At 53.9% G+C, this 22,330-nt stretch carries 19 protein-coding genes and 3 pseudogenes; 7 read left to right on the top strand and 15 right to left on the bottom strand.

All coding sequences use genetic code 11. The features are described 5' to 3' along the window. The first annotated feature begins 31 nt into the window (after positions 1 to 31). Positions 32 to 499: a helix-turn-helix domain-containing protein gene (locus ACF0H7_RS15740; RefSeq protein WP_397453646.1), complete on the top strand. Its 468-nt coding sequence runs from the start codon at positions 32 to 34 to the stop codon at positions 497 to 499. 495 nt (positions 500 to 994) lie between these two features. Here ACF0H7_RS15740 and ACF0H7_RS15735 read toward each other — a convergent pair whose 3' ends face one another. Further along, on the bottom strand, positions 995 to 1,168 hold the full coding sequence (locus ACF0H7_RS15735; protein WP_397453645.1) for a hypothetical protein: 174 nt from the start codon (positions 1,166 to 1,168) through the stop codon (positions 995 to 997). Positions 1,169 to 1,754: 586 nt separating this feature from the next. Here ACF0H7_RS15735 and ACF0H7_RS15730 point away from each other — a divergent pair. Together ACF0H7_RS15730 and ACF0H7_RS15725 are read left to right on the top strand one after the other, a co-directional pair. Continuing rightward, positions 1,755 to 2,015, top strand: coding sequence for a response regulator (locus tag ACF0H7_RS15730; RefSeq protein WP_397453644.1), 261 nt, complete (start codon positions 1,755 to 1,757; stop codon positions 2,013 to 2,015). 23 nt (positions 2,016 to 2,038) lie between these two features. Next, positions 2,039 to 2,661: pseudogene (locus ACF0H7_RS15725) on the top strand (transposase); the annotation flags it as partial. Between the two features lie 96 nt (positions 2,662 to 2,757). On the opposite strand, the pseudogene ACF0H7_RS15720 reads toward ACF0H7_RS15725, so the two are convergent. The 12 genes and pseudogenes from ACF0H7_RS15720 to ACF0H7_RS15665 form a co-directional block, all read right to left on the bottom strand. Further along, positions 2,758 to 3,341 (bottom strand): annotated as a pseudogene (locus tag ACF0H7_RS15720) (isocitrate/isopropylmalate family dehydrogenase); the annotation flags it as partial. 472 nt (positions 3,342 to 3,813) lie between these two features. After that, a complete protein-coding gene (locus tag ACF0H7_RS15715) occupies positions 3,814 to 4,197 on the bottom strand; it encodes a histone-like nucleoid-structuring protein, MvaT/MvaU family (protein ID WP_397453643.1) in 384 nt (127 codons plus the stop codon). 107 nt (positions 4,198 to 4,304) lie between these two features. Continuing rightward, entirely contained in the window at positions 4,305 to 4,547 is a 243-nt protein-coding gene (locus tag ACF0H7_RS15710) for a hypothetical protein (RefSeq protein WP_397453642.1), read from the bottom strand. Between the two features lie 1,099 nt (positions 4,548 to 5,646). Continuing rightward, positions 5,647 to 8,277, bottom strand: a complete 2,631-nt coding sequence (locus tag ACF0H7_RS15705; protein WP_397453641.1) for a TniQ family protein — start codon at positions 8,275 to 8,277, stop codon at positions 5,647 to 5,649. 8 nt (positions 8,278 to 8,285) lie between these two features. Beyond that, positions 8,286 to 9,149, bottom strand: a complete 864-nt coding sequence (locus ACF0H7_RS15700; protein ID WP_397453640.1) for a TniB family NTP-binding protein — start codon at positions 9,147 to 9,149, stop codon at positions 8,286 to 8,288. 2 nt (positions 9,150 to 9,151) lie between these two features. After that, positions 9,152 to 10,375, bottom strand: coding sequence for a Mu transposase C-terminal domain-containing protein (locus tag ACF0H7_RS15695; RefSeq protein ID WP_397453639.1), 1,224 nt, complete (start codon positions 10,373 to 10,375; stop codon positions 9,152 to 9,154). Next, positions 10,372 to 10,977 carry a hypothetical protein gene (locus tag ACF0H7_RS15690; protein WP_397453638.1) on the bottom strand — a complete coding sequence of 202 codons (606 nt, stop codon included), beginning with the start codon at positions 10,975 to 10,977 and terminating at the stop codon, positions 10,372 to 10,374. The genes ACF0H7_RS15695 and ACF0H7_RS15690 overlap by 4 nt, the downstream gene beginning before the upstream one ends. A gap of 92 nt (positions 10,978 to 11,069) precedes the next feature. Further along, a complete protein-coding gene (locus tag ACF0H7_RS15685; RefSeq protein WP_397453637.1) occupies positions 11,070 to 11,702 on the bottom strand; it encodes a hypothetical protein in 633 nt (210 codons plus the stop codon). 603 nt (positions 11,703 to 12,305) lie between these two features. Then, positions 12,306 to 13,580, bottom strand: coding sequence for an OprD family porin (locus ACF0H7_RS15680; protein ID WP_397453636.1), 1,275 nt, complete (start codon positions 13,578 to 13,580; stop codon positions 12,306 to 12,308). 112 nt (positions 13,581 to 13,692) lie between these two features. After that, complete coding sequence (locus ACF0H7_RS15675) at positions 13,693 to 14,019, bottom strand: DMT family transporter (protein WP_397453635.1); 327 nt, start codon at positions 14,017 to 14,019, stop codon at positions 13,693 to 13,695. Continuing rightward, positions 13,991 to 14,173 carry a hypothetical protein gene (locus ACF0H7_RS15670; protein ID WP_397453634.1) on the bottom strand — a complete coding sequence of 61 codons (183 nt, stop codon included), beginning with the start codon at positions 14,171 to 14,173 and terminating at the stop codon, positions 13,991 to 13,993. The genes ACF0H7_RS15675 and ACF0H7_RS15670 overlap by 29 nt, the downstream gene beginning before the upstream one ends. Before the next feature lie 12 nt (positions 14,174 to 14,185). Further along, a complete protein-coding gene (locus ACF0H7_RS15665; protein ID WP_397453633.1) occupies positions 14,186 to 15,523 on the bottom strand; it encodes an amidohydrolase family protein in 1,338 nt (445 codons plus the stop codon). A gap of 179 nt (positions 15,524 to 15,702) precedes the next feature. Here ACF0H7_RS15665 and ACF0H7_RS15660 point away from each other — a divergent pair, with 179 nt between their 5' ends. Beyond that, complete coding sequence (locus ACF0H7_RS15660; RefSeq protein WP_397453632.1) at positions 15,703 to 16,596, top strand: LysR substrate-binding domain-containing protein; 894 nt, start codon at positions 15,703 to 15,705, stop codon at positions 16,594 to 16,596. A gap of 54 nt (positions 16,597 to 16,650) precedes the next feature. On the opposite strand, the gene ACF0H7_RS15655 is transcribed toward ACF0H7_RS15660, so the two are convergent. Together ACF0H7_RS15655 and ACF0H7_RS15650 are read right to left on the bottom strand one after the other, a co-directional pair. Next, a complete protein-coding gene (locus ACF0H7_RS15655) occupies positions 16,651 to 17,547 on the bottom strand; it encodes a LysR family transcriptional regulator (RefSeq protein WP_397453631.1) in 897 nt (298 codons plus the stop codon). A gap of 180 nt (positions 17,548 to 17,727) precedes the next feature. Next, positions 17,728 to 18,756, bottom strand: a complete 1,029-nt coding sequence (locus tag ACF0H7_RS15650; protein ID WP_397453630.1) for an NAD(P)-dependent alcohol dehydrogenase — start codon at positions 18,754 to 18,756, stop codon at positions 17,728 to 17,730. A 226-nt stretch (positions 18,757 to 18,982) separates the two neighbouring features. Here ACF0H7_RS15650 and ACF0H7_RS15645 point away from each other — a divergent pair, with 226 nt between their 5' ends. The 3 genes and pseudogenes from ACF0H7_RS15645 (at position 18,983) to ACF0H7_RS15635 (ending at position 22,246) form a co-directional block, all read left to right on the top strand. Then, positions 18,983 to 20,176, top strand: a complete 1,194-nt coding sequence (locus ACF0H7_RS15645; protein WP_397453629.1) for an MFS transporter — start codon at positions 18,983 to 18,985, stop codon at positions 20,174 to 20,176. Next, positions 20,173 to 20,292: pseudogene (locus ACF0H7_RS15640) on the top strand (transcription elongation factor GreAB); the annotation flags it as partial. The gene ACF0H7_RS15645 and the pseudogene ACF0H7_RS15640, both read left to right, overlap by 4 nt. Before the next feature lie 94 nt (positions 20,293 to 20,386). Beyond that, positions 20,387 to 22,246, top strand: a complete 1,860-nt coding sequence (locus tag ACF0H7_RS15635) for an ABC transporter ATP-binding protein (RefSeq protein ID WP_397453628.1) — start codon at positions 20,387 to 20,389, stop codon at positions 22,244 to 22,246. The last annotated feature ends 84 nt before the right edge of the window (positions 22,247 to 22,330 follow it).

Raw genomic sequence — 22,330 nt, 5'->3', positions numbered from 1 at the left:
GATATGGCCCTATCCTCGCTTTTGGACAGACATGTCACTCAAGAAAGAGATCGCTGCGACAATCAGGGTCATTCGCCGCCTAAGAGGCCTGGGGTATGAAGACCTCGCTGAGGCCAGCGCTCAAGCGAACATCGGCCTGCTCGAACAGGGTAAGACCAACATCACCCTCGACAAGCTCGTGAAGCTATCGAATGCACTCGATTTCGACCCCATCACGCTCTTGGCAATATGTATTGCGTTGGATAAAAACGAGACGCCAGATGAATCTCTCAAGCGCGCGCTGACTCAACTTGACGCCTTCCAGGCGGCCGGAGGGATGGAAGCCGTACACGAGCAATTCGATGGAGAGATTCTCTTAAAGAGATCTCGGGGAAAACCAGCCAACACCCAGAGCGCGGCCGCAGTCTTGGCATTGAAAGCCCAGGGCCTCAGCCAGGCAGAGGTTATCCGGGAACTGGGCTTACCTAAATCCACCGTTCAACGTTATTGGCAGAAGTGAAGCCTTGACTGCCGCCCCTTTTGGAGCATGTTTTGAAATCTTAATTCGCTGCATTTTTTAAAGCAGAGGCAGTTTGGCGCCTCCTGAATGACCTCATTTGAAGTCTACCTAAGCCTTTCTGAACATTCTCCCCGAAGTTGCTGCCAATGCTGTTGGGAGTTGGCGAGAGTAGATCATGCGGGATGAGTTCTTGTCGCTCTTCTGGGCTAAACCTGTAATGATCCCGATTGATGGGACACCGAGTCTAATGGTGCTACTGCCCGATTACGAGTAGTCGTATAGAGTTGCCGCGCTGTGGGTATGCGTATTTCTAATGCGATTCATCCACTCACCGCAGCACCCAATCGATCTGATCTCGGTCTGACTGACTTAATAAAACCTGTGCTTTCTCCCGGATACCCAGAAGGGTATCTGTAGTGAAAACCCCCTGGATCTCGAATCTGACCTCTCGAAGATTCACTGGGAAAACCATCGTAGCGGAATAAATCACTTCTCTTATATGGCCCGCTTCTTTTTCAGTGATGATTCCGTACGATAGGCGAGTGCTGCCTTCCTTGGATCACGCGCCTGAAGCGGGGTAATTTCCCGATCCCCCCACAGGTGAAATCGGTCTCGCCACAGCATGCGCAGCAGCTCGGAGGCTTCTTTTTCGATATTTGTCATGTCCATGCAAATTACCGCATGTAGTGTCTATGACTTAATAACAACCTAGCATGTGGTATTTTCGAGCCTATCCATCCCAACCATTTTGCAGGCGGCGCTGACCGCCGAGCAGCTAATGTTATTTATTCGAGGTGGGGTCGCGTTCGGATCGGCCTTGACCACCGACTCTGCGGCAACTGAGCGGTGCTAAGGCTGCCGGAACTCATGGTCAGTCGCTGATGAGCGTATTTGAGTGCGGAGCCATTGAAACATTCAGGATTGGACGCAGAAACATTCATGGTCATTTCCTCGGTGTCTTGGAAGGTTTGGCGATTGACTTCTCAGAGATAGTCGTAGGTACCGACGCCGATTCGGGGCAATTGACAACCTGCTGCTCATCCAATTTGAGCAGAATGGTAATGAACTTCAACGCCAGCTTTCGATTCTGAAGGTAAGAGACAGCGCTTATGACCTCTCTTTGCTTGAGGTTGCCATGGGAAGCTCTGGGATAGTCGTTAAGAAGGTTTGAGAAGTGAATTTGGCAACGAGGTAGCGGCGGGGTTCGTCGTATCCCACTGACGCTCCGAGGCATGCCAACGAATATGAGCAGAATATGACGACGGTTCTGATAATCGACGATGAGTATCTGATTGCTGAAATCCTTAGCTTCGCGTTAGAAGATGAGGGATTTCAGACGCTCACAACTGGCAGTGCGCGCAAAGCGCTCGATATTCTTGATAGAGAGCATCCTGACCTAATCATCACCGACTTCATGATGCCAGGAATGACCGGGCTGGAATTTGCCGAAGCGGTTAAGACACGACCGCTGAACGAGCCCCATGAAAGACAGGACACCGTTTCCCCCTTACGATAAGGGATAGGCAAACGGTTATGTTTATGACTAACAGCAACGATAAGAATGGGGAGCTTTTGGGCCAGGAGCGGCGGCGCCGCTGGAGCCCAGAGCAAAAGCTGGACATGGTTCGCGAGAGCCTTGAGTCAGGGCAAAGTGTGTCGGTCGTCGCTCGGCGCAACGGCATCAATGCCAACCAGTTATTCCTGTGACGCGAGCTGTATCAGGACGGCAGTCTGTCGGCGGTCAGCGCCGGTGAAGCCGTGGTGCCAGCCTCCGAGCTGAGCGATGCGCTCAAGCAGATCCGTGAACTGCAACGGATGTTGGGCAAGAAAACGATGGAAGCGGAGATCCTCAAAGAGGCCGTGGAGAACGCCCGGTCGCGAAAATGGATTGCGCACTCACCCTTATTGCCGGGGGACGACCAGTGAAGCTGGTCAGCGAATGTCTCGGTGTGGAGCGCTCGCAATTAACGGTTCGAATCAAGCAATCGGTATCGCCCAAGACACGGCGAAGCAGGCCTGTGAACGACGCTGAGTTGGTGGCCGAAATCCAGCAACAGGTCAGCGAACTGCCCAGCTATGGCTACCGTCGAGTCTGGGGATTGCTGCGTCGCGCCCGTGAAACCCAGTTGCTACCCGCGATCAACGTGAAGCGGGTTTACCGCACCTTTCTATGTCTGACACCGGCGCAAAAGGATAAAATGGTAGCAATGGGAGTTGCCTATGCATCACCCATTGCTGCATCTTTAAACGGATCTGAATTAGCGCTTGATCAACCCGATAATCGCATCGGTGATTTGGCGGGTGTTTGCTGTGCCGCCCAGATCCGGAGTATGCAGACCGCTTTCAGTCACAGCCTCAATAGCTGACATCAGTTGCTTGGCGGCAGCTGGCTCGCCTAGATGTTCAAGCATCATGGCGGCTGTCCAGAAGGTGGCAATCGGGTTGGCCACGCCTTTACCGGTGATTTCAAAAGCTGAACCGTGAATTGGCTCAAACATCGACGGGAATTTACGCGATGGGTTGAGGTTGGCAGTCGGCGCAATGCCCAGGCTGCCGGGCAACGCGGCGGCGAGGTCGGACAGGATGTCGGCGTGCAGGTTGGTGGCGACGATCACGTCCAGGGTCGAAGGCTTGAGCACCATGCGAGTGGTCACTGCGTCGACCAGTTCTTTGTCGATATTAACGTCCGGAAAGTCCTTGGCGACTTCGTAGAAGATCTCATCCCATAACACCATGCCATGCCATGCCATGCCATGCCATGACGCTGTGCATTGGATTTGGTGACCATGGTCAGGTGTTTGCGTGTACGGCTTTGAGCGAGCTCGAAAGCAAAGCGATGGATGGCCTAGCCAACGAGTGGAACGGTGTTTGAGATAGCTTAGAAATGCCTGTCCTGCCCCGAGTGAGCAGCAGCGACATTCTGATCTCGCAAAATAGCGGTATTACCTGCAAAGGTTCATCGGCGCCTGCAGGCATGTTCGCATGGCTCGGGCGTGACCTCCATCATGGACTATCAGGTTGGACGGTGAGGGGCTTACTGGTGGGATAGGTGGCTGAGGAGCTGAGGCGTTAAATTTCCTAAACTGTTTTGCCTTTGACACCCAAAGTATACAGATGTACTCCTTGGGGTCTTTACGCGTCATTCGGCCGTACGGCGCACGGCGTACGGCGCACAATGACGATGAGAAAACCTTAGCTGAGGCGCCGTATACCAGCGCCCAGGTGCGTTGATGATGAAATCGTGGACGGCAACGAAGCGAGATGCCTGACGGACAATTAGCGATCTCCCTGACAGTTGGAGCTTTCGCTTACGTTTAGAGCTCTCTCCAAGCAGGCAACACCTCTGCACCGTATTGATGTTTCCACTCTCGGAGCTTGCAGTGATTCGAGCCCCGGGTTTCTACCACTTCACCCGTATGAGGATTGCGATACCGCCGCAAAGGCTTGGTAATCGAAGTTGCAGCAGCCGCCAGCCGACCTTCCGATAGAATCACTTCGAACAGGTCATCGATTAGCGACGGCGCAGCAACCGAGTCACCAGGTCTCAACAGTCTAAGAACATCTGTGGCGGAAAAGTTATATTGCGCTTTCAAAGCCACGAACTCTTGATAGAACTTAGCATCCTTATCAAGAGAGGCGTCATTCTCCATTTTCTCCATCTTGCCCATGAGAGATAGATAATCCATGATTGCGGCCATTAGCTTTCTCCTTACACTAAACGATGGATACTTGGTCGCCCACCGACCGACCTGAGTGCTTAGTCGTCCTTAGAAAACCTAATGCCAGCACAATTGCACCCTCAAGATTAAAGCGCCTCACTTCTCTGCTCCAGAGTCTCTGCTCCAGAGTCGGAAGCATCGTTAGGAGAAATGCGCGACATGAGAATATTTATACCCTTGCTCCCCTGAGCCTCGTGCGCTTGAACGAGCTGGACAATATCCAGAACTTCCTGATCCGTGTAACCGTATCGATTGACCAACTCATCAAGCTTGGTGCTGAACTCCCGATCCAGTCGGAAATCGACATCGGTGCGTTCAAGTGCTTCCATCTCTCTGGTAGCTCTCGCCATCAAGCTCTGAAGCTGTAGGTATCGAACGTAATTGTGGGGTCGACTCATGGTTCATCACCCTTTGAAGGTCGATTTGAGTCTAGCGTAGGACAATTTTGGCTAAATGTCATCGGTGAGGTTAAGCATATAGTTTTCTAAATAAAATCAGCTTAATCAATACTTTACGTTCGGAGTCGCGATCTTAATCAATGAGGCTGTCGACGGATGGGAGTTGACCTGCGCCTCAGCGGAGGCCTTAAGCACACGACACATGCAAAGCGCGGTGTATTTATTCAATTAAAACAAACTGTTAGGTTGATTGCATGAGTAATCTGCAACAATGCATTTGGTCTAATACTAAGAAGCTATAACACCTATTTTGATCGCCTTGGGACGCTCATAGCCACATTTTCGGATGTGAACACCGGGCTGCACCGGCCTAGACAACCATGCCTAAAAGGAATTCGTCAATTTACGGCAAAAAGCTCATGAACCGATGGCGAATTCGTCCTTCATCGGAACGCTCGTTTGAGTCATTTTTCAAGGTCATCGGCACCTAACGCAAGCGTCTCGGAATTCGGCTCATCTATTTGGGAACGCTCTATCTTGGGGTTTTGAGGGGTTTCAGTAATTCAACCATTTCTTATATATTGACAAAATCTCCGGCCTTCATGCTGCTCTCTATTCTTCGAATTACACCCCAGCCCGTGGCGCCCCCGAGAGGATCACCATGGCAAGATTTTCAACCAGGTGGCGTCGAGCAGCATCGCTACGGGTCGGATGGCACCGTTACCAAATCCTAGTCTTGCTTTGATCGCTCGGCTGTTCCCCGGCTCCGTCCGCCCTACTAGCTGAGCAGTCCGCTCTGAGGCCAAGGGTTCATGCCTCTTCGATTGTTCCTGTGGTGTTTCACCTTGCCTGTCTTGGCCAAGTAATGACGGGTTAGGGTGAGACTCGAGCAAGGGAATATTCTACTTCACAGAAGAGTGTGGGCTTAAACTCGTTCATCCGTTCATCCGTTCATCCGCTCATCCGCTCAGTGCCCCCTCTCTCTCTACAAGCTGGTCACAACACTTCTAGCGACTCGAGCAGCCATGACTCACAGATGATCTTTCAGCAGCCATGCCAAATGTACAAGGTCATCAATGGGCAAAAGTTTCAGTGCACTACTCCAAATAGCGTCGCAGTGGTAAGCCTGAAAACAACGAGTTATTGTTTTAAGTTCTCCGCGAGATGTTGGAAAAGCGCTGGTTGTGAAAACGAGTGTTCGACGAAGAATCACCAAATCTTCTTCAGCGATCACATCAAACGCCAACCCCAGAAGCAGATAAGCAATAGCCAATGAGCGTGGCGATGCCGACTCAATGTTTTTGACCATTTGCGCAGCGCTGGGTTTTTCATATCCGCGCGTGTTTAACCTCGAGCCTCGCTCGCCTCTCAATAAAGCCCGGGCAGCTCCACCCTCGCTTACGAGATTCGCTTGGTACAGAAATACTCCGAGCAGAAAATACAATGCGTATTTGGAGGGTTTTCCGTCAGTCGGCTTCGCTGGCGCATGCTCCACCCAATCCTGTATTCGCCGCACTATTCGACAAATTCTTGTTTCGACTGATGCGACTTGATATCCCGAACTGCTACGTAGAACCAACCCCACCCCATGGTCAAAATGTCCTCGCGTTGTATGCTGCATGTAAGCCTGCCAGGCGCCTGAAAATTTACTCAGGTTCCCCTTTTCCAATTTCTGCAGCATGACTGGCTGCCGATGTGCCGTACACAAAACCGCGCCTCTGTAACGCCACGCTTGCCTCAATCCAGGAGCCCTCATTGCTGCCACATCATCTGCGAGGCACTGTGCGCAGAACCGACGGTTATTCTCCGGGCTCATCGCATTGATCGGCAGATGAAATTTTGCCGTTATGTGCTGACGCGTCAGGTCAGGGAACGCCTGGAGAAAGGTTTCTGAGATGTACAAGTCATCACACTCAAGGGGCTTGGCCTGCAAGGGATCTAGGGATTGAGGTTTGCCCAGTAGTCCCTCAGGATTCCATAATGCTTGCTCCTCGATGAAATCGGCCTGTGCGGGTACATTTTGAGTATTCCATAGCTGGCTGCGATCGAGAGCACCGGCCTCCAACGCTGGCGTAGCCATAGGCCGAAGCAGTCTGGTGCACCAATCAAGAAATCCAGTGTGTATTCCCGTCACCGAGCTCGACGTGGCATTACGGGATAACCACGATCCCAGCGTTTCGTCATGAATAGGCGTCAAGAAGCCTGAAAATGCTTTGCTCAGTTTGTGCCTGTCGTCCCGATGCGAATTTCTCAAAGCCAGATGAACTCTGAAGTCATGCACCAAATTGCTCGGTGCGCCGGTAACAACAGGCTTTTCGGCTGCAGCCGCTTGAACAGTGACGAGAGGTGCAGTTTCGCGAGGATCCGTTAGGTTAAGACCTAACTCCAACTGCCAATCTATCTGCCGATGCTCGCTCATCATGAAGGGAAGCAAAATTTGCGTTCCACTCGTAGCGTCGAATCGACCAAGCTCATACAGAAGGGATCCATCCGCTGCGGTCTTAGCGTCGCTGAATGCTTCGTCACTTGAGGAGATTGAGGGAACCGCGCTATGGGCGGCAACCTCCCCCTGTGCAACCTTCGGATCTTCCAAGGGCCGCGGACTGGAGAGTGCAGCACTGCGAGGCACGTCATTGTGCTGTGTTGAGTGGGTGCCAGGCGTTCCCGGGATGGAGTTCATCTTTAGCATTGAGACCGCCGACAGCCCCAGAACGACCGACACCGTATTGCCCACCAACCCCTTTGTGTGAGCATGCAAAATCGCTACATCGAGCTCACGGCCGGTCAAGGGGTCAGGATCAAGGTGCATACACGATGCGGCACCAAGTTGCGTTTGTTTCGGGCCGCCGTTGGTTTCATTGGGAGGTTGCATATGGGTGGGTTCAGAAACGGTCTGAGGTTCCGATGAAGCACGGTGCGCATCGGGTGCGCTCAGTATGGATTGCTGCACGTTCGGGTTGGCGAAGGGCAATCCCACCATCGAGCTGATCGGAGGCATGATTTGTCGCAGACGCTTGTCGCTATCGCCAATGCCGCGATCACCAACGAATGGGGCCGCCGCGGCGATATCGTTAACGAACTCCAGATACGATTGATCGCAGGGCATCGCTTCAAGATCGGCATACTCAACCTCAATTCCCATCTGTTTCGCTCGGTGCCCCACGATCGTCAACGGGTCACGAAGTCCGCATAAAATTATGCACTGCCCGTTTGGGGGTTGTATCAACAGCTGGAGGGAGTCATAGATGTTCTGTAGCTTGACGTTGAATCTAAAAAAGAAGTCGTGGGCATCTTCACAAATGACTGCCTGATAGCGCCGCAATTGTATCGCTGCTTCGTAATGCAACGTCACCTTCTGGCCGGCCTTGAGGTCAATTGACGAGTCGGGTAAGCCCAGAGATTTCAAGTAGTGAGAATAAAGCGCGAAGTCTGCACTGAAGGGGTGGCGGGGAACGAAAACACATCGGATTTTTCTACGCACCAGCGTTGAATGAAGGCGTGAAGCGAAAGCACTAGCTCCCGCTCCCGCCTCACCCTGAACGATAATCAGCTTGCCATGTGCATTTCCTCCGGGAGAACTCCCTCCGTGCAGGCAAATCGAGTCAAGTACACGCTCCAGCGGCTCCTGGTTTGCAGAGCTTTCAATCCAGCGCCGCCACATACTGAAGCCTAATCCCAAAAGCCTGGAAGCCGCGCCTCAAGGCAGGCCTCCAAAAGTGCTTCATCAATGCACTCATGCTCGGTTTCAATGGCCATTTTGGCGGCGGTGGTCATTACCCAGACGATATCGCGAGTGCTACCGTGGCAATGCACTACCAAGCGCTCCTGGATCTCCTTGGTATCCACAGTTGATGGTTTACGCAGTGGCATGAGTCGAACGACCGCCTTCAGGAACCGGGAAAAGTCCTCCCCCTCCGACTCCCATTCCGGCAGCTCCCAGACACCGAAGCGAGAGCGCAATTGAGGATCGATACCGAGGAAAACCTTTAGCTCCTCCGTACCAGCAACCACCAAGCTAACCCCAAAATCGCGGTTGGCCATCGCGCGCAGATATGCGTAATTTGGCTGGATGAGCATGTTTTTCACCCCGGCGAGTGCATTACCTTCATCGAAAATGCACACAGCCAACTGCATCTCCTTGATTCGCTCAGTGATGCGGTTAATGCCGACTGCCGTGCAAAGCGATTTAGCCGACTCCGTGAACCCCAGATGACTGAGGAATATCTGCTGCAAGTCGATATGCCGACCGTAGATTGACAGGTCAATGGTGAGAATCGGCGTAGCGTCTGGAGTATTGAGCCGTGATGCGACCTGCTCAATCATCTTGGTTTTTCCGATACCACTGATTCCAATCAGCCCCATGCACGTCCGGCTCCCGATCCGGGTCGCATTGATCATCCGCTCGATGTCCGTGATAAACGTCTGGCAGGTGTTGGTTTTGATCCAGATCGGTTTGTCGCAGTACATGATGCGCTCAGCGGCATCGAGCATTGCCACCTGTTGAACCTTCTGAGCGAGGTGTGGAAAGTCCATGCCTATTCCTCCTCAAAAGGATCGACATCCACTGCAAAGTTGCGCACGGCATGCTTGCGCTTTTTGCCAGGAAGCTTGTGATGTGGCAGGAGTGGACTTTCCTTGTCATCATCACTGATCTCACGCTGCTTACGAATGGCACGGATCTCCGCCATACAGGCCTCGCGAACCTGTTCAGTACGGGCCAGAAACGCCTTCACAGCGCGCTCCCCCAGCTTACCTGCACGCTTGAGGTACTTTTGCAGGATATTTTTAGCGGTCAGCGTACCGGTGGTTTGTTCGCAGGCGGGCACCTCGAGCCACTCACCCTCGAACCGCGCCAACACCATGGACAGGTTCGCGGGATCGTATTTGACCCGAATCCGTTTGCCGACCATGTGACGGAGGACGTTATTGGAATAGCGGAAGCCATTCACTTTCAGGCCAGTTTTGGACATCACCGGGTGCTTCTCAGGAAGAACCTCGATAACGAAGCTCTTCACGTCGTATACGCTCCGGGGCGGTACAGCGCGCCCCTGTTCATCCCGAAGCACTTCACGCCAGCGATCGCGTGGGGTTTTTCCGTCCTCTCCAGCGGTGTCGTGGTATTCACACACGGCCAATGTGAAATACCGCGTGAACTCCTCCAGCGTCATTACCGCATGTTTTTCCGGATTGAAATCACGATCCTTGCGCGGGCGAGACCCCGTCCCGCCAGGCAGCATATGGACATAACCAATGTTCAACGTCCCGAGCGCCCGCTCGCAGATCCCACCGTCTTGTTTCTGGTGGCGATGCCGCAGCTTGATCCCTTCCAGAGCGCAGGCGGCGATAAGGTTGCCCGAATGAAATTCACGAGCATTATCGGTCAGCAGTTCATCGAACACGCCGTAGAACTCGTACTCATGATCCGACAACCCTAGGCTCATCATGAACGCTTCCTTGCTCATGACAGCGTGCTTCAGGGTATGAGCGACGCTCGCAAGGCTTGGATAACGAAAGCTGATGTAATACCCGAGGATAACTTTCGTTTTGGCGCAGATAGCAAGTGTGACCCAAGGGCGTCCGACCGGATGTTTACGGTCATATCGGCTGGCCAACCAAACGTCCGCGATAGTGTGATCCATCTGCACTTGTTCAAGGGCCCGGCTGAGTTCACGGAATCCGTCACGGAGCTTGAAAGCGTCGTTGGCATGATTTTTCCCATGCACTTGTACGTCTTTGTCATACGCCGGCAGGTTGTTCATGCGATCGCATACAGTTTCGTACGAAGGAACGTCATTGATCGCCAGTTCAAAGCAAACTGCTTGAACGCCCTTCCAAACCGTCCGGTACGAAGCACCGTCACCCCGAAAGAGCCACGCTTGATCGCTGATGATCTTTTCAACCTCAGCGGAGAGTGCCTTGGTTCCTTTTTTCGTCCCCGTTTTTTGCCGAGCAGGCTAATTGGGCCTACTTCGAAGCTGAAGAGCTTACGAACTTCGTAATAACGCTGAATACTCAAGCCGCACTCCTTGGCAGCTTCATCGACTGTCAGTTGTCCGGCGAACTGCTTATCAATGATTTCGAAGCGATGCCGCGCTTGCTCCTTTTGTTCTGGCGTGAAACCCTCGCAGAGAATCAATGCACGCTTGGCGGACTTTTCTGCACTCTTAGCAGCAACGGCTTGATTGAGAGTATCGTGCTCAACCGGCTCCACTTGTGCAGCACTTGCAAGCCGCAGCGCGTCAGTTCGGATGTTCTTCAAGTGTAACTTGTGGGTGACCTCGTCGATGGCTTCGACTGTCCATACTTGCGCTTCAAAACTCACTAGTTGCTTGCTGCCATCGGGATTGGTGTATGTGCCCATGGCACACCTCCAAGTGACCAGCCAGCGCCGCGCTGGTCAGTAACCCTCGACGGCCCCATGATTCAGGCACCGTCGAGGGATTAGGTTGTAGGCTAGTCCGAAGGGTAGCCCGTTGGTTTTTCCTTGAATGCGTCGCGAGTCAATGGGTGAATACGCAACACCTCACGCGAAAACAGGCAGTCGATCCGCAGCGCAACCGCCCTGTAAGATGGGGGTTTGATGCCCACTGCCTGGCACTTGACCCGGACGTCTTCCCAAACAGCACGCTTGCCGATGTTCCGGTCGAGATATCCGACCCGAAATGCATCCTCGACGATTTGCTCCGTTCTCGGCGGGAACTCCGAGTCGTTTTCGGCCAATTCCGCGATGCCTCGCAACGACCGGGCATTAAGGCCTTGCAGGTCAAATCGGGCCTCGTGTGGCCAGTCCTGTTGCACCTGGAAGTGATCAGCATCGATCGTCTCCGCCACGGGCGTTGGCGCGATAACTACATTCGCCGAATCGCGAGTGAAAGAAATCGGTTTGAAGTCATGCCCCCCTGGACGCCGAATGCAGAGCATCGGGGAACCTTCAACCCTCATGAATCGGAGCTTTGGCAGCAACTCACATGACGTCGGGATGGCGGGAAAGAATTGGTTTCCCGGAATTTCCTTCTGCGTAGTGAGCTTGCGAACATGAACGCCAGTTTTGATCAGCCTCAGATTGGGTTTGATGTCATTAGCCATGACAAGCCTCTCTTAGTAAGTTCTGCTAAACGATAGAAGGAAGGTTTGCTTACAATCAGCACCCATCACTACTCTGCTTAAGCAACACTTCCGGAGTAGGCTATGTATATTTATCTACTAATGGCATTGCGCCATTTTTCAGTAGTTCTCATAGCCAGACTTTGAGTTCTAGCAGGCAATCTTAGACCGTCAAGCCTTGGCAAATTCTCCAATTCAATTAACATAGGAAATTCAGCCTGTTAGGCTGGAATAAAAGTTTTGTGTCATAGGATTGAACGAAGAAAAGACACTGGGTATCTTCTGCTTTATGAGTCTACGACGGGGATGGGCTAGAGAAACCGGGGCTTTCCGGGGGGTCGGTTTTCAACGGCAGGTCACACCTGTCCAATGTCACTAACCTCCGGTGACGTTTGCACGAAACTCCGTTTCCGGAAAAATCAGAAGTTTCAACGCCCATCCTCATCCTCATCCCCCTGCCCATCGCTCATTGATCTCGTCTAGTAAGCTCATGACCTTCTCGACAGCAATCGGCTGGGAACACGACAGCGCCGCCCAGCGATTTGATGATTGCCGAGCGACTGGCGGAAGCATGCGTTGCCGGACTCACCACAACGCCTTGGTGTACGTCAGCAGAATTCGTGTTTCATCAGCATCTCTTGTGAAAGATGACCGATAGGTCGCATTGCGCAAACGCAAAGCCAAATTCTTGAATGTGCCACTCTGAATGACATAGCGCACTTCGGTGTCGCGCTCCCATTCATTGGCTTTTCCTGAAACACCGGGCACTTCGGCGTTGTCGCCAGAGATATAGCGGCTCATGAGCGTCAGGCCCGGTATGCCCAGTCGTTCTAAATCAAAATCATAGCGGGCTTGCCAAGAACGTTCCTTGGCTTCTGCGAAGTCTCCGATCTGAGAGAAATTGACCAAATATGCATCACTACCCTCCACGTAAGGGAACGCACTTTCCCCCGACATTCTCTGATAGCCCGCACTGAATTTATGCCCGTTAATGGCGTAACCAACCATGCCATTGAGTGCGTGATTACTGATCTGCCCACCTCTCGCTTGACCCTCATCTTTGCTGGTAAAAAAGCGCAAGTCGCCGGTCAATGTGCCAGAACCCAGTGGTCGCGTCGCTACCAGTCCCAAAAAGTGCTGGCTATAGACATCACTCAAAGCAGCGTAGTGATAACTGAACTTGAGTTGCTCTGTAAGCGTTTGGTCGAAGCCGGCAAGGCTGAGATGATCGCCCGTTGCGTTGCGTGTAAATCGATTGTTCTTGTTGTTCAGCGCAATGTCCTCGCGGCTCGTATCGTTACGCGCAATGACCTTTTGCAACTGACCTGCCGTCACAGTCAGACCGGGCAATTCTTGTGAAGTAACCAAAGCCCCCTTGAATGATTGAGGCAAGATCATCCCATCGTTAGGGCGTAGCGTCGGCAGCGATGGAATCAGTGAACCGACCTTCAACTCCGTCGCCGAGACCTTCACCTTCGCGGTCAACCCCAGTTTGCTGTACTCCGACTCGGCGCGGCCATTGGAGCGAACCGGCAACAGACCACTACCCGCCCTGTCGGGGCTTGAGTCCAGCCGTATCCCCAGCATGCCGATCATGTCGAGGCCGAACCCCACCGTGCCGGGTGTATAGCCCGACTCGAATTTGAGAATAAAACCTTGGGCCCACTCTTCTCGCCTGGACTGCTGAGAACTCGGCCCGTTCCTGAAGTCGCGATTGAAATATACGTTACGGGTTTCGAATGAGGCGTGAGCGTCAGTTAAAAAATCGGCATGAGCCCAGGGACTAAAACCTGCCAGAAAGAACGAACAGCCCAGAGTAGACAAGGCTATGTGGGCGACGGCACGTATCCACGCGATCATGGCAACACCTTCATCTTTATTGAGGACGAGAGTGCCCAAAGCAGAAGACTTGGCCTTCGGCTCTCGCTCTATGGAATGGGGGATGAGGCCAGGCTGAACGCCTGGCCTCGAGTCAGAATGCGCGAGTGAGCAAGGCGATCATGCGTTCGCCGAATAGCGTCACTGAAACGCCTAACAGAACGATGCTGGCGCCGGCAATTTTTACTGCCGCTGCGGGCCTTACCACCATGCCCAGCAAGCCGAAGTGGTCGAGCGCCAACGACGACAGCAACTGCCCGGCGATAACTAGCACCAGCAGGTTCGCCAGGCCGATGCGCGGCGCTAGCCACACGGTACAGAAGATGGCCCCGGCACCGAGAATGCCGCCCACAAGTCGCCAGGCCGGTTGAGCTGGAACAATGCTGAGCGAATCAGCCAGCCCCCCTCGCAGGAAGGCCATCACACCCAGCACGATCATTCCGGTAAGGAACGAATAAAACGCCAGCGGCCATGGTATTACCCGACATCGCACCTGCTAACTGGCTGTTAACTGCTGCTTGGACTGCAATTGCGATACCAGCGATAAACGCCAGCGCAAAGGAAATCAGGATCATGACCGTTACTCCTTAGTGTGAATGCAGAGGCGAGAAATCTTCAGCGAACGGATCTGCTGTATAACCCGCCGCGTCAAACAGATACTCGCGGGACTCTTCAGTGGCGAGCTCCAACAGTTGACGGTTGACACCCAGAACCACACCGCCTTGTTTGCGAATCCGGCCAGCAATAATCACGGTATCGATATCACCGCGTTCAGCAGCGTGAACGATGGTTCCAAGGGCATTGTTGGAGGGATAGATGCTCAAGTTATCGGTACGGATCATGACAATGTCCGCTTGCTTGCCCACTGAGATGCTGCCGATCTTTGATTCAAGCCCGGCGCAGGCTGCGCCATCGACAGTGGCAGCTTTGAGCAGTTGGCGAGCGCTGACCAGATCAGGAGCCTCCGCCTTGCCGTGAAAACGAGCGCTGTGCGCCGCTGCGCGCTGCAGATAAAAGGCCACGCGCATTTCGGTAAACATGTCGCCGCTGTATGAGCTTTCGTTATCCACGCTCAATCCGGGATTCATGCCGTGATCGACTGCTTTCTGCCAAGCAAACACGCCGTCCTCAAGGCCGTAGTGGGCGTCCGAACGTGGGCAGACATTGACCTTGACACCGGCCTGACGCAGGATCGACCACCCCTGATCCGGCATGCAGGTACAGTGGTTGAAAATGTTGTCTGGCCCCAACAGCCCCTCTTCCTGCAAGGCGCCCAGTTCGGCGGCCATACCCGCGCCGAAAAACTCGGTGACTATATTCAGGCCCAGCTCTCGGGCAACGGCCCATTGCTCCCGGTCGATTTGCGACATCATCGCCAAGGTCACCAGCGAATTCGATTCGGTAGCGTATTTGCCTTTCAGACGACGCAGGTCTCCGGGCCACTGAGTGGAATCCCATTCGCCGGACAGAGGTGCACCTGGTGCGTGGATTGCGCGGATCCCAGCGTCTTGGAGCGCTTCGATGGCGGCATCAGAGTGGGCGCCGCTGCGAGCGTTATGGGAGTTATCGATGATGGTGGTGATGCCGGCGTTGATGCAGCCGAGTGCCGTCAGCATGTTGCCGACGTACATATCCTGTGGCCGATAGTACTTGGCAAACGAGAAGTGCGTGGCGTTGCAATAGTCTTCGAGCGTTGGTGAGTTAGGATTGATACGACGCAACTGCCCTTCCCATGCATGTCGATGAGTATCAACCAACCCTGGGATGACGATCATGCCCTTGGCATCAACGACCTCCGCCCCTTCGGTGGAGAGATCAGTCCCAACGGCAATAATTTCGGTGCCACGAATCAGCACATCACCACTGGCAAAATTGCCCAGGCTGTCATCCATGGTGACAACCATTCCACCCTTGAGCAGCAGCAATCGATCTTCACCTGGCAGTGCGCCGAGGGGCAAATTGATAGGATCTAACGGTGTCTGGACTGACATGTGAACTCCTTGAACGATGCGGGCAGAATTGCCTGTCAGTCGCATTGTTGGACTCAAGGGGTTTATTTAGAATACAGTATTATCTTCAAACATTATGAAGTAGCGAATACATAATGCGCAGCAGCGAATTTGCCAATCTCAAAGCATTTTTTGCGGTAGCCCAAGAATGCAATTTCTCACGTGCCGCCCAGTCTCTCAGCGTCTCTGCTTCAGCGCTTAGCCAAACCATTAAAGGCCTGGAAGAAGGACTCGGGGTTCGTTTACTCAATCGCACCACACGTAGCGTTTCGACGACCGCTGCGGGGCAGCAATTGTTCGAGCGACTGAAGGTGGTTTTTGCCGATCTAGACGCTGCCCTGGAGGAGCTGAACGATCACCGAGACACACCGTCAGGCACGTTGCGTATCAGTGCACCGCAAGTGGCCATGCTGCATTTTATCCAGCCCATCCTGCCGACCTTTCAGCTCGCTTATCCAAACATCAAGCTAGAGCTCACCACTGACGACAGCACCACCGACATTGTTGCCCAAGGCTTCGATGCCGCGATCCGACTGGGCGAGTTCATTGAGCAAGATATGATCGCGCTCAAGCTTAGCGAACCGTTGACTCAAATTGCCGTGGCCTCCCCCAAGTACCTGAAGCTTCGAGGTGCTCCGCAGCAACCCGTTGAACTGCTGCAACACAGCTGCGTGAACTGGCGCCGGTCGGGTGAAGCAGGCCTGTACAAGTGGCGGTTCCAGAATGGCGACACACCATTCGAATTGAGCGTGAAAGGCTCTTTGGTCGTCAGTGATTGTGCGGTGGCCTTGCAGTCCGCTGTCGATGGCCTTGGTATAACGGTATGGATTCGTGAATGGATCAAGGCTGAACTCGACAGCGGAAAATTGATTCCATTGCTGGAAAAATGGTCGACTCCATTTCCCAGTTTTTACCTGTACTACCCGAGTAACAAACAGATGTCGTCGGCATTACAGGTATTCATCGCAGCGTTGCGACCGCCGCATTGACACAGTTTGCCTTCGAGGCTGCACGTATTGGCAGCGACAACGCCACAACTGTTCCTAGACTGGTTTATTGAGGGAGAGATGCTCGCATAGAAAATCGATGAAAGACCTAAGCTTCGGCGCGAAATATTTTCCGGATGGCCACATGATCCGAAACGGTTCCTCTTTCGACGAACAGTCCGGTAGAACGTTGATTAATTGTCCAGATTCAAGGTGTTCGCTGATGGCGAAATCAGGAAGGTAGGCAATTCCAAGCCCTTTTAGGGCAAAAGAAATTCTAGCGTCGAGATTATTGCAAACGACTGCCGACGATAATTCAAACTCTGGCTCAAGCTGCTCATAGGGTAGTGGCCAAACTTGAAGCTTCCCTGTGTTCGGGTACCTGAAATGCAGACAGGAGTGGAGCTTCAAATCACTGAATGATTCAGGTTTAGGGCACTTGGAAAAGTAATCGGGTGAACCTACCAGCATCATTCGATAGGTGCCGAGACAGCGTGATGCCAGACGCGAATCCTGCACCTCGCCAGATCGAATCACTGCGTCGAAGCCCTCTTCGATCACATCTACCCGGCGATCCGTAAACTCCAAGTCTATGTCCACTTCCGAATAGGCTTTCTTGAACTCCGCAATAACCGATAAAAAAGGTTCGCCAACCAACGGCAAGCTTAATCGCAGGCGCCCTTTGGGAGTTTGATTCGTCTGTGAAAGCTCCTGCTCGGCAGCTTCTATCTCTTCAAGAATGCGCCTGCTTCGGCTTAAGAACATCACGCCCTCCGCCGTCAATGTCACGCTGCGGGTACTGCGATGGAACAACCGCACCCCTAAACGCTCCTCCAGGGCGTTGATACGCTTACCCACGGCAGAAGCAGTAACACCTAAAAGCCGGCCAGCTGCGACAAAACTACGGGTTTCTGCAACCTGTATGAACACATTGAATGAACTGACGCTATCCATGAATCCTCCAATCTCTGCGCTGGAACTCGGGTGGCATCGGGTACTTACAGGTTAGATTGAGTTCGCAGAATACAATTAGGCTGTTCAGCAGGAGCTTGGAGCTTGGACACTGTATTCGTTGACGTGCAGAGCGTCAGGCCTGCGCAATGCAAGCCCGACGCAATGTGATTGTCCTTAGGATCAATGCCCGCGAACCTTGACAACTACTTTGCCGAACGCGCCACGTTGAACATGCGCATAGGCTTCTCGCACTTGCGAGAATGGATACACCGCATCAACGACTGGCTTGATCCTGTGCAGATCGACCATGCGGACGAGATCCTCCAAGGCGCGCCGAGGCCCCACGGCAATCGCTACGATGGAGGCGCGAGTGCCGAGGAGAGGCATAATCGGTAGGGTTATTTCGTCAGATTCCAGAAGGCCAATGACGGAGATTCGACCGCCAGGCGCCACTGCTTGCAGAGACTTGAGCATATTGTCGCCACCGGCCATTTCCAGGATATGGTCTGCGCCCCGCCCGCCAGTCATTTCGCGCACAACAGTGTGCCAGTCCGGCGTGGTAGTCCGGTTGATACCGTGAGTCGCGCCCAACTCAATAGCTTGGGCAATCTTCGTGTCGCTGCTGCTGGTGACAATCACCTGAGCGCCGTTGGCTGCAGCGATCTGTACGGCAAATAGGGAAACACCGCCAGTCCCTTGAACCACCACAGTCTGACCTGCGTGCAGGTTACCTTGCTCGACCAGTGCCATCCAGGCCGTCAGCGCAGCAATCGGCAACGTGCTGGCTTCTTCCGGCGAGAGCGACTTCGGAGCATGCACGCACCAATCAGCCGGGGTTGAAACGTACTCTGAAAGCATGCCAGGAATAGGGCCACCCTGGGTAGGCGAGTCAGCCCAGGACAAAGGCGCTCCGTCGATCCAGTTGGTGATATAGGTCGAAATGACTTGATCACCTACTGCGAAACGAGTCACGCCCTCACCCACTGCAACGACGCGCCCGGTCATGTCTGAAGCGGGAGTGAACGGGAATTTAATGTTCGCGGTCATGCCATTTTCGGCGACCACTAAGTCCCGATAGTTGAGGGAAACGGCATGTACCTCAACCAGTATCTCACCCACTTTTGGGGTAGGAATCGGCGCGGATTGAAGTGCCAGTTTCTCGACACCGTACGAGGGGATTTCCCAGCGGTGCATGGTGGTGGTGTTCATATCAGCTGTACCTGAGGATGGATGATGACCTCATGGTAGGTAGGTCGACTCACAGGAGTAAGTAGGGTGCGCTTCCGCTGTCTGCGGAGGTTTTTCTCCGTAAAAGACCGCCACCAACCCTATCACTGCGGAGGGCTTCTTCCGCAAATAACGGAGCCGTCACCTACTTAATCCACGCCACCACGCCTCGTATCATTTCGCAGCCTCTCCACCGCCAGGAAACCCAATGACCCGTTCAATCAAGCCCATGAGCGTCATGCCGTACATCATTTTAGGTCTGTTCGGCCTCTATACCCTTGAACTTGGGATGGTTGGCATCTTGCCGATGATTGTCGAACGCTACGATGTAAGCGTTGCCCAGGCGGGACTGCTGATGAGCCTGTTCGCATTCATCGTCGCCATTTCCGGGCCGTTCCTGGTACTGCTGTCATCACGCTTCAATCGCAAGAAAATACTGGTCATCGCCCTGTTCTGCTTTTCCATTTGCAGCGTACTTTCCGCATTCGCACCCAACTATTCGACGCTGATGGCATTGCGTATCCTGCCAGCCATGTTGCACCCCGTTTTCTTCTCAGCAGCATTTGCTGCGGCGGTTTCGCTGTATCCAAAAGAACGCGCCACTCACGCTACTACGGTGGCGTTCATAGGAACCACTCTGGGGCTCGTGTTCGGCGTACCTATGACGAGCTGGGTCGCGGACACCTTCTCCTACGAAGCATCCATTCTCTTTTGCGCTGCTGCCACTTTGCTGGCGGGTCTCGGCCTGCTGCTCAAACTTCCGCGCCAGGTCAACTCTGCGGAGAGCTTCGGACACCAACTGTCCATTCTGCGCAAGCCTGCAGTCTGGCTGGCCATCATCGCTACGGTACTGGTGTTCACTACCAAATTCGCCGTCTACAGCTATGCCGCCGAATACTTGAAAAACCAGACAGGCATGGACGCACAAACGATCAGCATCATGCTGGTCATTTTCGGTGTGGGTGGTGTGCTGGGTAACTTATTTGCAGGACGCCTGCTCTCCAGTCATCTGGTGACAACTGCACTGTTGTTTCCGATCCTGCTGAGCGCGGCTTACCTGATCCTGTACTTCTTCGGAAGCTCATCGTTCGCCTCAATGATGTTGATCGTATTCGTATGGGGCGCCATTCATACCAGCGGTATGATCATTACTCAGATGTGGCTCACCAGCGCAGCCCCTGAAGCTCACTCGTTCGCTACGAGCCTGTACGTGTCTGCTGCTAATGCGGGTATCGCTATCGGCGCCTGGATGGGCGGAGTGTTCATCAATGGTTATGGTTTGAAGGGCACAATTTGGTGCGGTTTGCTGTTCGCAGTCTTGTCGTTCATCGCCATCGCCGCGAAAGCCGTCTGCTACGGATCTCATTCCGAAGCGATGCCCTCGGCAATCAAGGCTTACTGACCTTCGCCGATGAACAAGACCACGAGCAGCGGATACTGCTGGGTGCTCAAGTAGGCGACGAAGTCATCTGGAAACGCCCCGCAGGTGATCAGGTGATTGAGGTGGTGCTGATCGAGTTCGCATTTCCGCAGGAACCTCCTCCCCATAAAACCCTCATAGCAACCGTTCGATGGCAGAATCTCCTCAATTTAGATCGTTTCGGAGACCACTATGCTTCGCGTATTTGAACGTTGGCTCGACCCCTTCCCGCCCGATGAGGTACCACCGCCACCCGACGGCTTGGCACGGTTCCTTTGGGCCTGCACGCGGGGCGCTCGACGCTATATCCTCGCGCTTGCGCTTCTCAGTGCCGGTGTGTCGATTTACGAAGCCTGGTTGTTTTCTTTCCTTGGTCAGGTCGTAGACCTGCTCTCGACCTGGAAGGCAGGTGGGGAGGCAACCGGGCAGGAAAGTCGCGTGCTGTGGGGCATCGGCATCGTGCTGCTGACCAGCATCGGGTTGGTGGCATTGCGCACCATGGTGCAGCACCAGATATTGGCGATCAATTTGCCGTTGCGGCTGCGCTGGGATTTCCACCGCCTGATGCTGCGGCAAAGTCTTTCGTTCTTTTCCGATGAGTTCTCTGGCCGGGTCACCACCAAGGTGATGCAGACTGCACTCGCCGTGCGCGAAGTGCTGTTCACCGTTATCGAGATCGCACCCGGGATCGGGGTGTATTTCATCGCGATCATCGTACTGGCCGGTGGCTTCGACCTGAAACTGATGCTTCCCTTTATTGCCTGGCTTGCTTTGTTCGGGATGGCCCTGCGGTACTTTGTGCCGCGTTTGGGGCAAGTGGGACAGGAACAGGCCAACGCGCGGTCGTCGATGACTGGGCGGATTTCGGATGCCTACACCAACATCACCACGGTGAAATTGTTCTCACACTCAAAACGTGAAGCGCACTTTGCACGTGCGGCGATGGAAGATTTCAAGAACACCGGCTTTCGCCAGATGCGTCTCGTCAGCCAGTTTGAAATTGTCAATCAGGCGCTGGTGGTAGCGCTCATTCTAGGAGCAGGCGGCTACGCTCTGTGGCTGTGGCACCAGGGCGAAGTCGGTACGGGTGCCGTTGCGGCGATTACCGCCATGGCGCTGCGTATCAATGGGATGTCGCACTGGATCATGTGGCAAATGACTTCGCTGTTCGAAAACATCGGCACCGTGCAGGATGGTATGGCCACCTTGACCCGAGGCCCTAAGGTGCAGGATGCGCGGGACGCGGGAGAACTGGTGACCACCGGCGGCGCGGTGACCTTCGACAATGTGAGCTTCAACTACGGTGGCGAGCGCCAGGTACTCGATGGCCTGAGCTTGAACATCCGCGCGGGCGAAAAAATCGGTCTGGTGGGCCGTTCCGGTGCAGGTAAATCCACGTTGATCAATTTACTATTGCGCTTTTATGACGTGCAAAGCGGTGAGATTCGCATCGACGGGCAAGACATCGCAAAGGTCACGCAAGACAGCCTGCGCAGCGCCATAGGCATGGTCACCCAGGATACCTCCCTGCTGCACCGCTCCATTCGCGACAACATCGCCTATGGCCGTCCCGATGCAACCGAGGCTCAGATCCGCAGTGCTGCGGCGAATGCCCAGGCGGATGGTTTCATCAGCCAACTCAGCGACCGTCAAGGCCATTCGGGCTATGACACCCTCGTGGGTGAACGCGGGATCAAGCTGTCGGGCGGCCAGCGCCAACGGGTTGCCATCGCCCGCGTGATGCTCAAAAACGCCCCGATCCTTCTATTGGACGAGGCCACCAGCGCCCTGGATTCGGAAGTCGAAGTGGCCATCCAGGAAAGCCTCGATGAAATGATGGAGGGAAAGACCGTCATTGCCATCGCGCATCGACTCTCCACTATCGCGGCCATGGATCGGCTCATTGTCATGGATGATGGACGCATCATCGAACAAGGTACCCACAGCGAATTGCTCGGGAAGAACGGCATCTACGCGAAGCTGTGGCAGCACCAGAGTGGCGGGTTTCTGGGGGAAGATCAGGGGTTGGCTGAGGCTTTGGATCAGGCATGATCAAGGCGATATTGTATCTTTGCGCGAGCACTTTGGTCGTGCCCCCACTAGGTCAAGCAGGCAAATGCAAGTATCACACCTTAA

It is taken from the genome of Pseudomonas sp. NA-150 (assembly GCF_044336365.1).
GTDB lineage: Bacteria > Pseudomonadota > Gammaproteobacteria > Pseudomonadales > Pseudomonadaceae > Aquipseudomonas.
Note: the sequence above shows the minus strand (reverse complement) of the source record. Positions and strands in the feature narration are given on the sequence as shown.

Excerpts from the sequence above, each read along its gene's own strand:
- ACF0H7_RS15650 (WP_397453630.1), bottom strand. The coding sequence starts at position 18,756 with ATGAACACCACCACCATGCACCGCTGGGAAATCCCCTCGTACGGTGTC.
- ACF0H7_RS15690 (WP_397453638.1), bottom strand. The coding sequence starts at position 10,977 with ATGGGCACATACACCAATCCCGATGGCAGCAAGCAACTAGTGAGTTTT.
- ACF0H7_RS15670 (WP_397453634.1), bottom strand. The coding sequence starts at position 14,173 with ATGATCCTGATTTCCTTTGCGCTGGCGTTTATCGCTGGTATCGCAATT.
- ACF0H7_RS15695 (WP_397453639.1), bottom strand. The coding sequence starts at position 10,375 with ATGAACAACCTGCCGGCGTATGACAAAGACGTACAAGTGCATGGGAAA.
- ACF0H7_RS15635 (WP_397453628.1), top strand. The coding sequence starts at position 20,387 with ATGCTTCGCGTATTTGAACGTTGGCTCGACCCCTTCCCGCCCGATGAG.
- ACF0H7_RS15680 (WP_397453636.1), bottom strand. The coding sequence starts at position 13,580 with ATGATCGCGTGGATACGTGCCGTCGCCCACATAGCCTTGTCTACTCTG.
- ACF0H7_RS15685 (WP_397453637.1), bottom strand. The coding sequence starts at position 11,702 with ATGGCTAATGACATCAAACCCAATCTGAGGCTGATCAAAACTGGCGTT.
- ACF0H7_RS15700 (WP_397453640.1), bottom strand. The coding sequence starts at position 9,149 with ATGGACTTTCCACACCTCGCTCAGAAGGTTCAACAGGTGGCAATGCTC.
- ACF0H7_RS15660 (WP_397453632.1), top strand. The coding sequence starts at position 15,703 with ATGCGCAGCAGCGAATTTGCCAATCTCAAAGCATTTTTTGCGGTAGCC.
- ACF0H7_RS15645 (WP_397453629.1), top strand. The coding sequence starts at position 18,983 with ATGACCCGTTCAATCAAGCCCATGAGCGTCATGCCGTACATCATTTTA.
- ACF0H7_RS15675 (WP_397453635.1), bottom strand. The coding sequence starts at position 14,019 with ATGGCCTTCCTGCGAGGGGGGCTGGCTGATTCGCTCAGCATTGTTCCA.
- ACF0H7_RS15715 (WP_397453643.1), bottom strand. The coding sequence starts at position 4,197 with ATGGCCGCAATCATGGATTATCTATCTCTCATGGGCAAGATGGAGAAA.
- ACF0H7_RS15730 (WP_397453644.1), top strand. The coding sequence starts at position 1,755 with ATGACGACGGTTCTGATAATCGACGATGAGTATCTGATTGCTGAAATC.
- ACF0H7_RS15740 (WP_397453646.1), top strand. The coding sequence starts at position 32 with ATGTCACTCAAGAAAGAGATCGCTGCGACAATCAGGGTCATTCGCCGC.
- ACF0H7_RS15655 (WP_397453631.1), bottom strand. The coding sequence starts at position 17,547 with ATGGATAGCGTCAGTTCATTCAATGTGTTCATACAGGTTGCAGAAACC.
- ACF0H7_RS15735 (WP_397453645.1), bottom strand. The coding sequence starts at position 1,168 with ATGGACATGACAAATATCGAAAAAGAAGCCTCCGAGCTGCTGCGCATG.
- ACF0H7_RS15710 (WP_397453642.1), bottom strand. The coding sequence starts at position 4,547 with ATGGAAGCACTTGAACGCACCGATGTCGATTTCCGACTGGATCGGGAG.
- ACF0H7_RS15705 (WP_397453641.1), bottom strand. The coding sequence starts at position 8,277 with ATGTGGCGGCGCTGGATTGAAAGCTCTGCAAACCAGGAGCCGCTGGAG.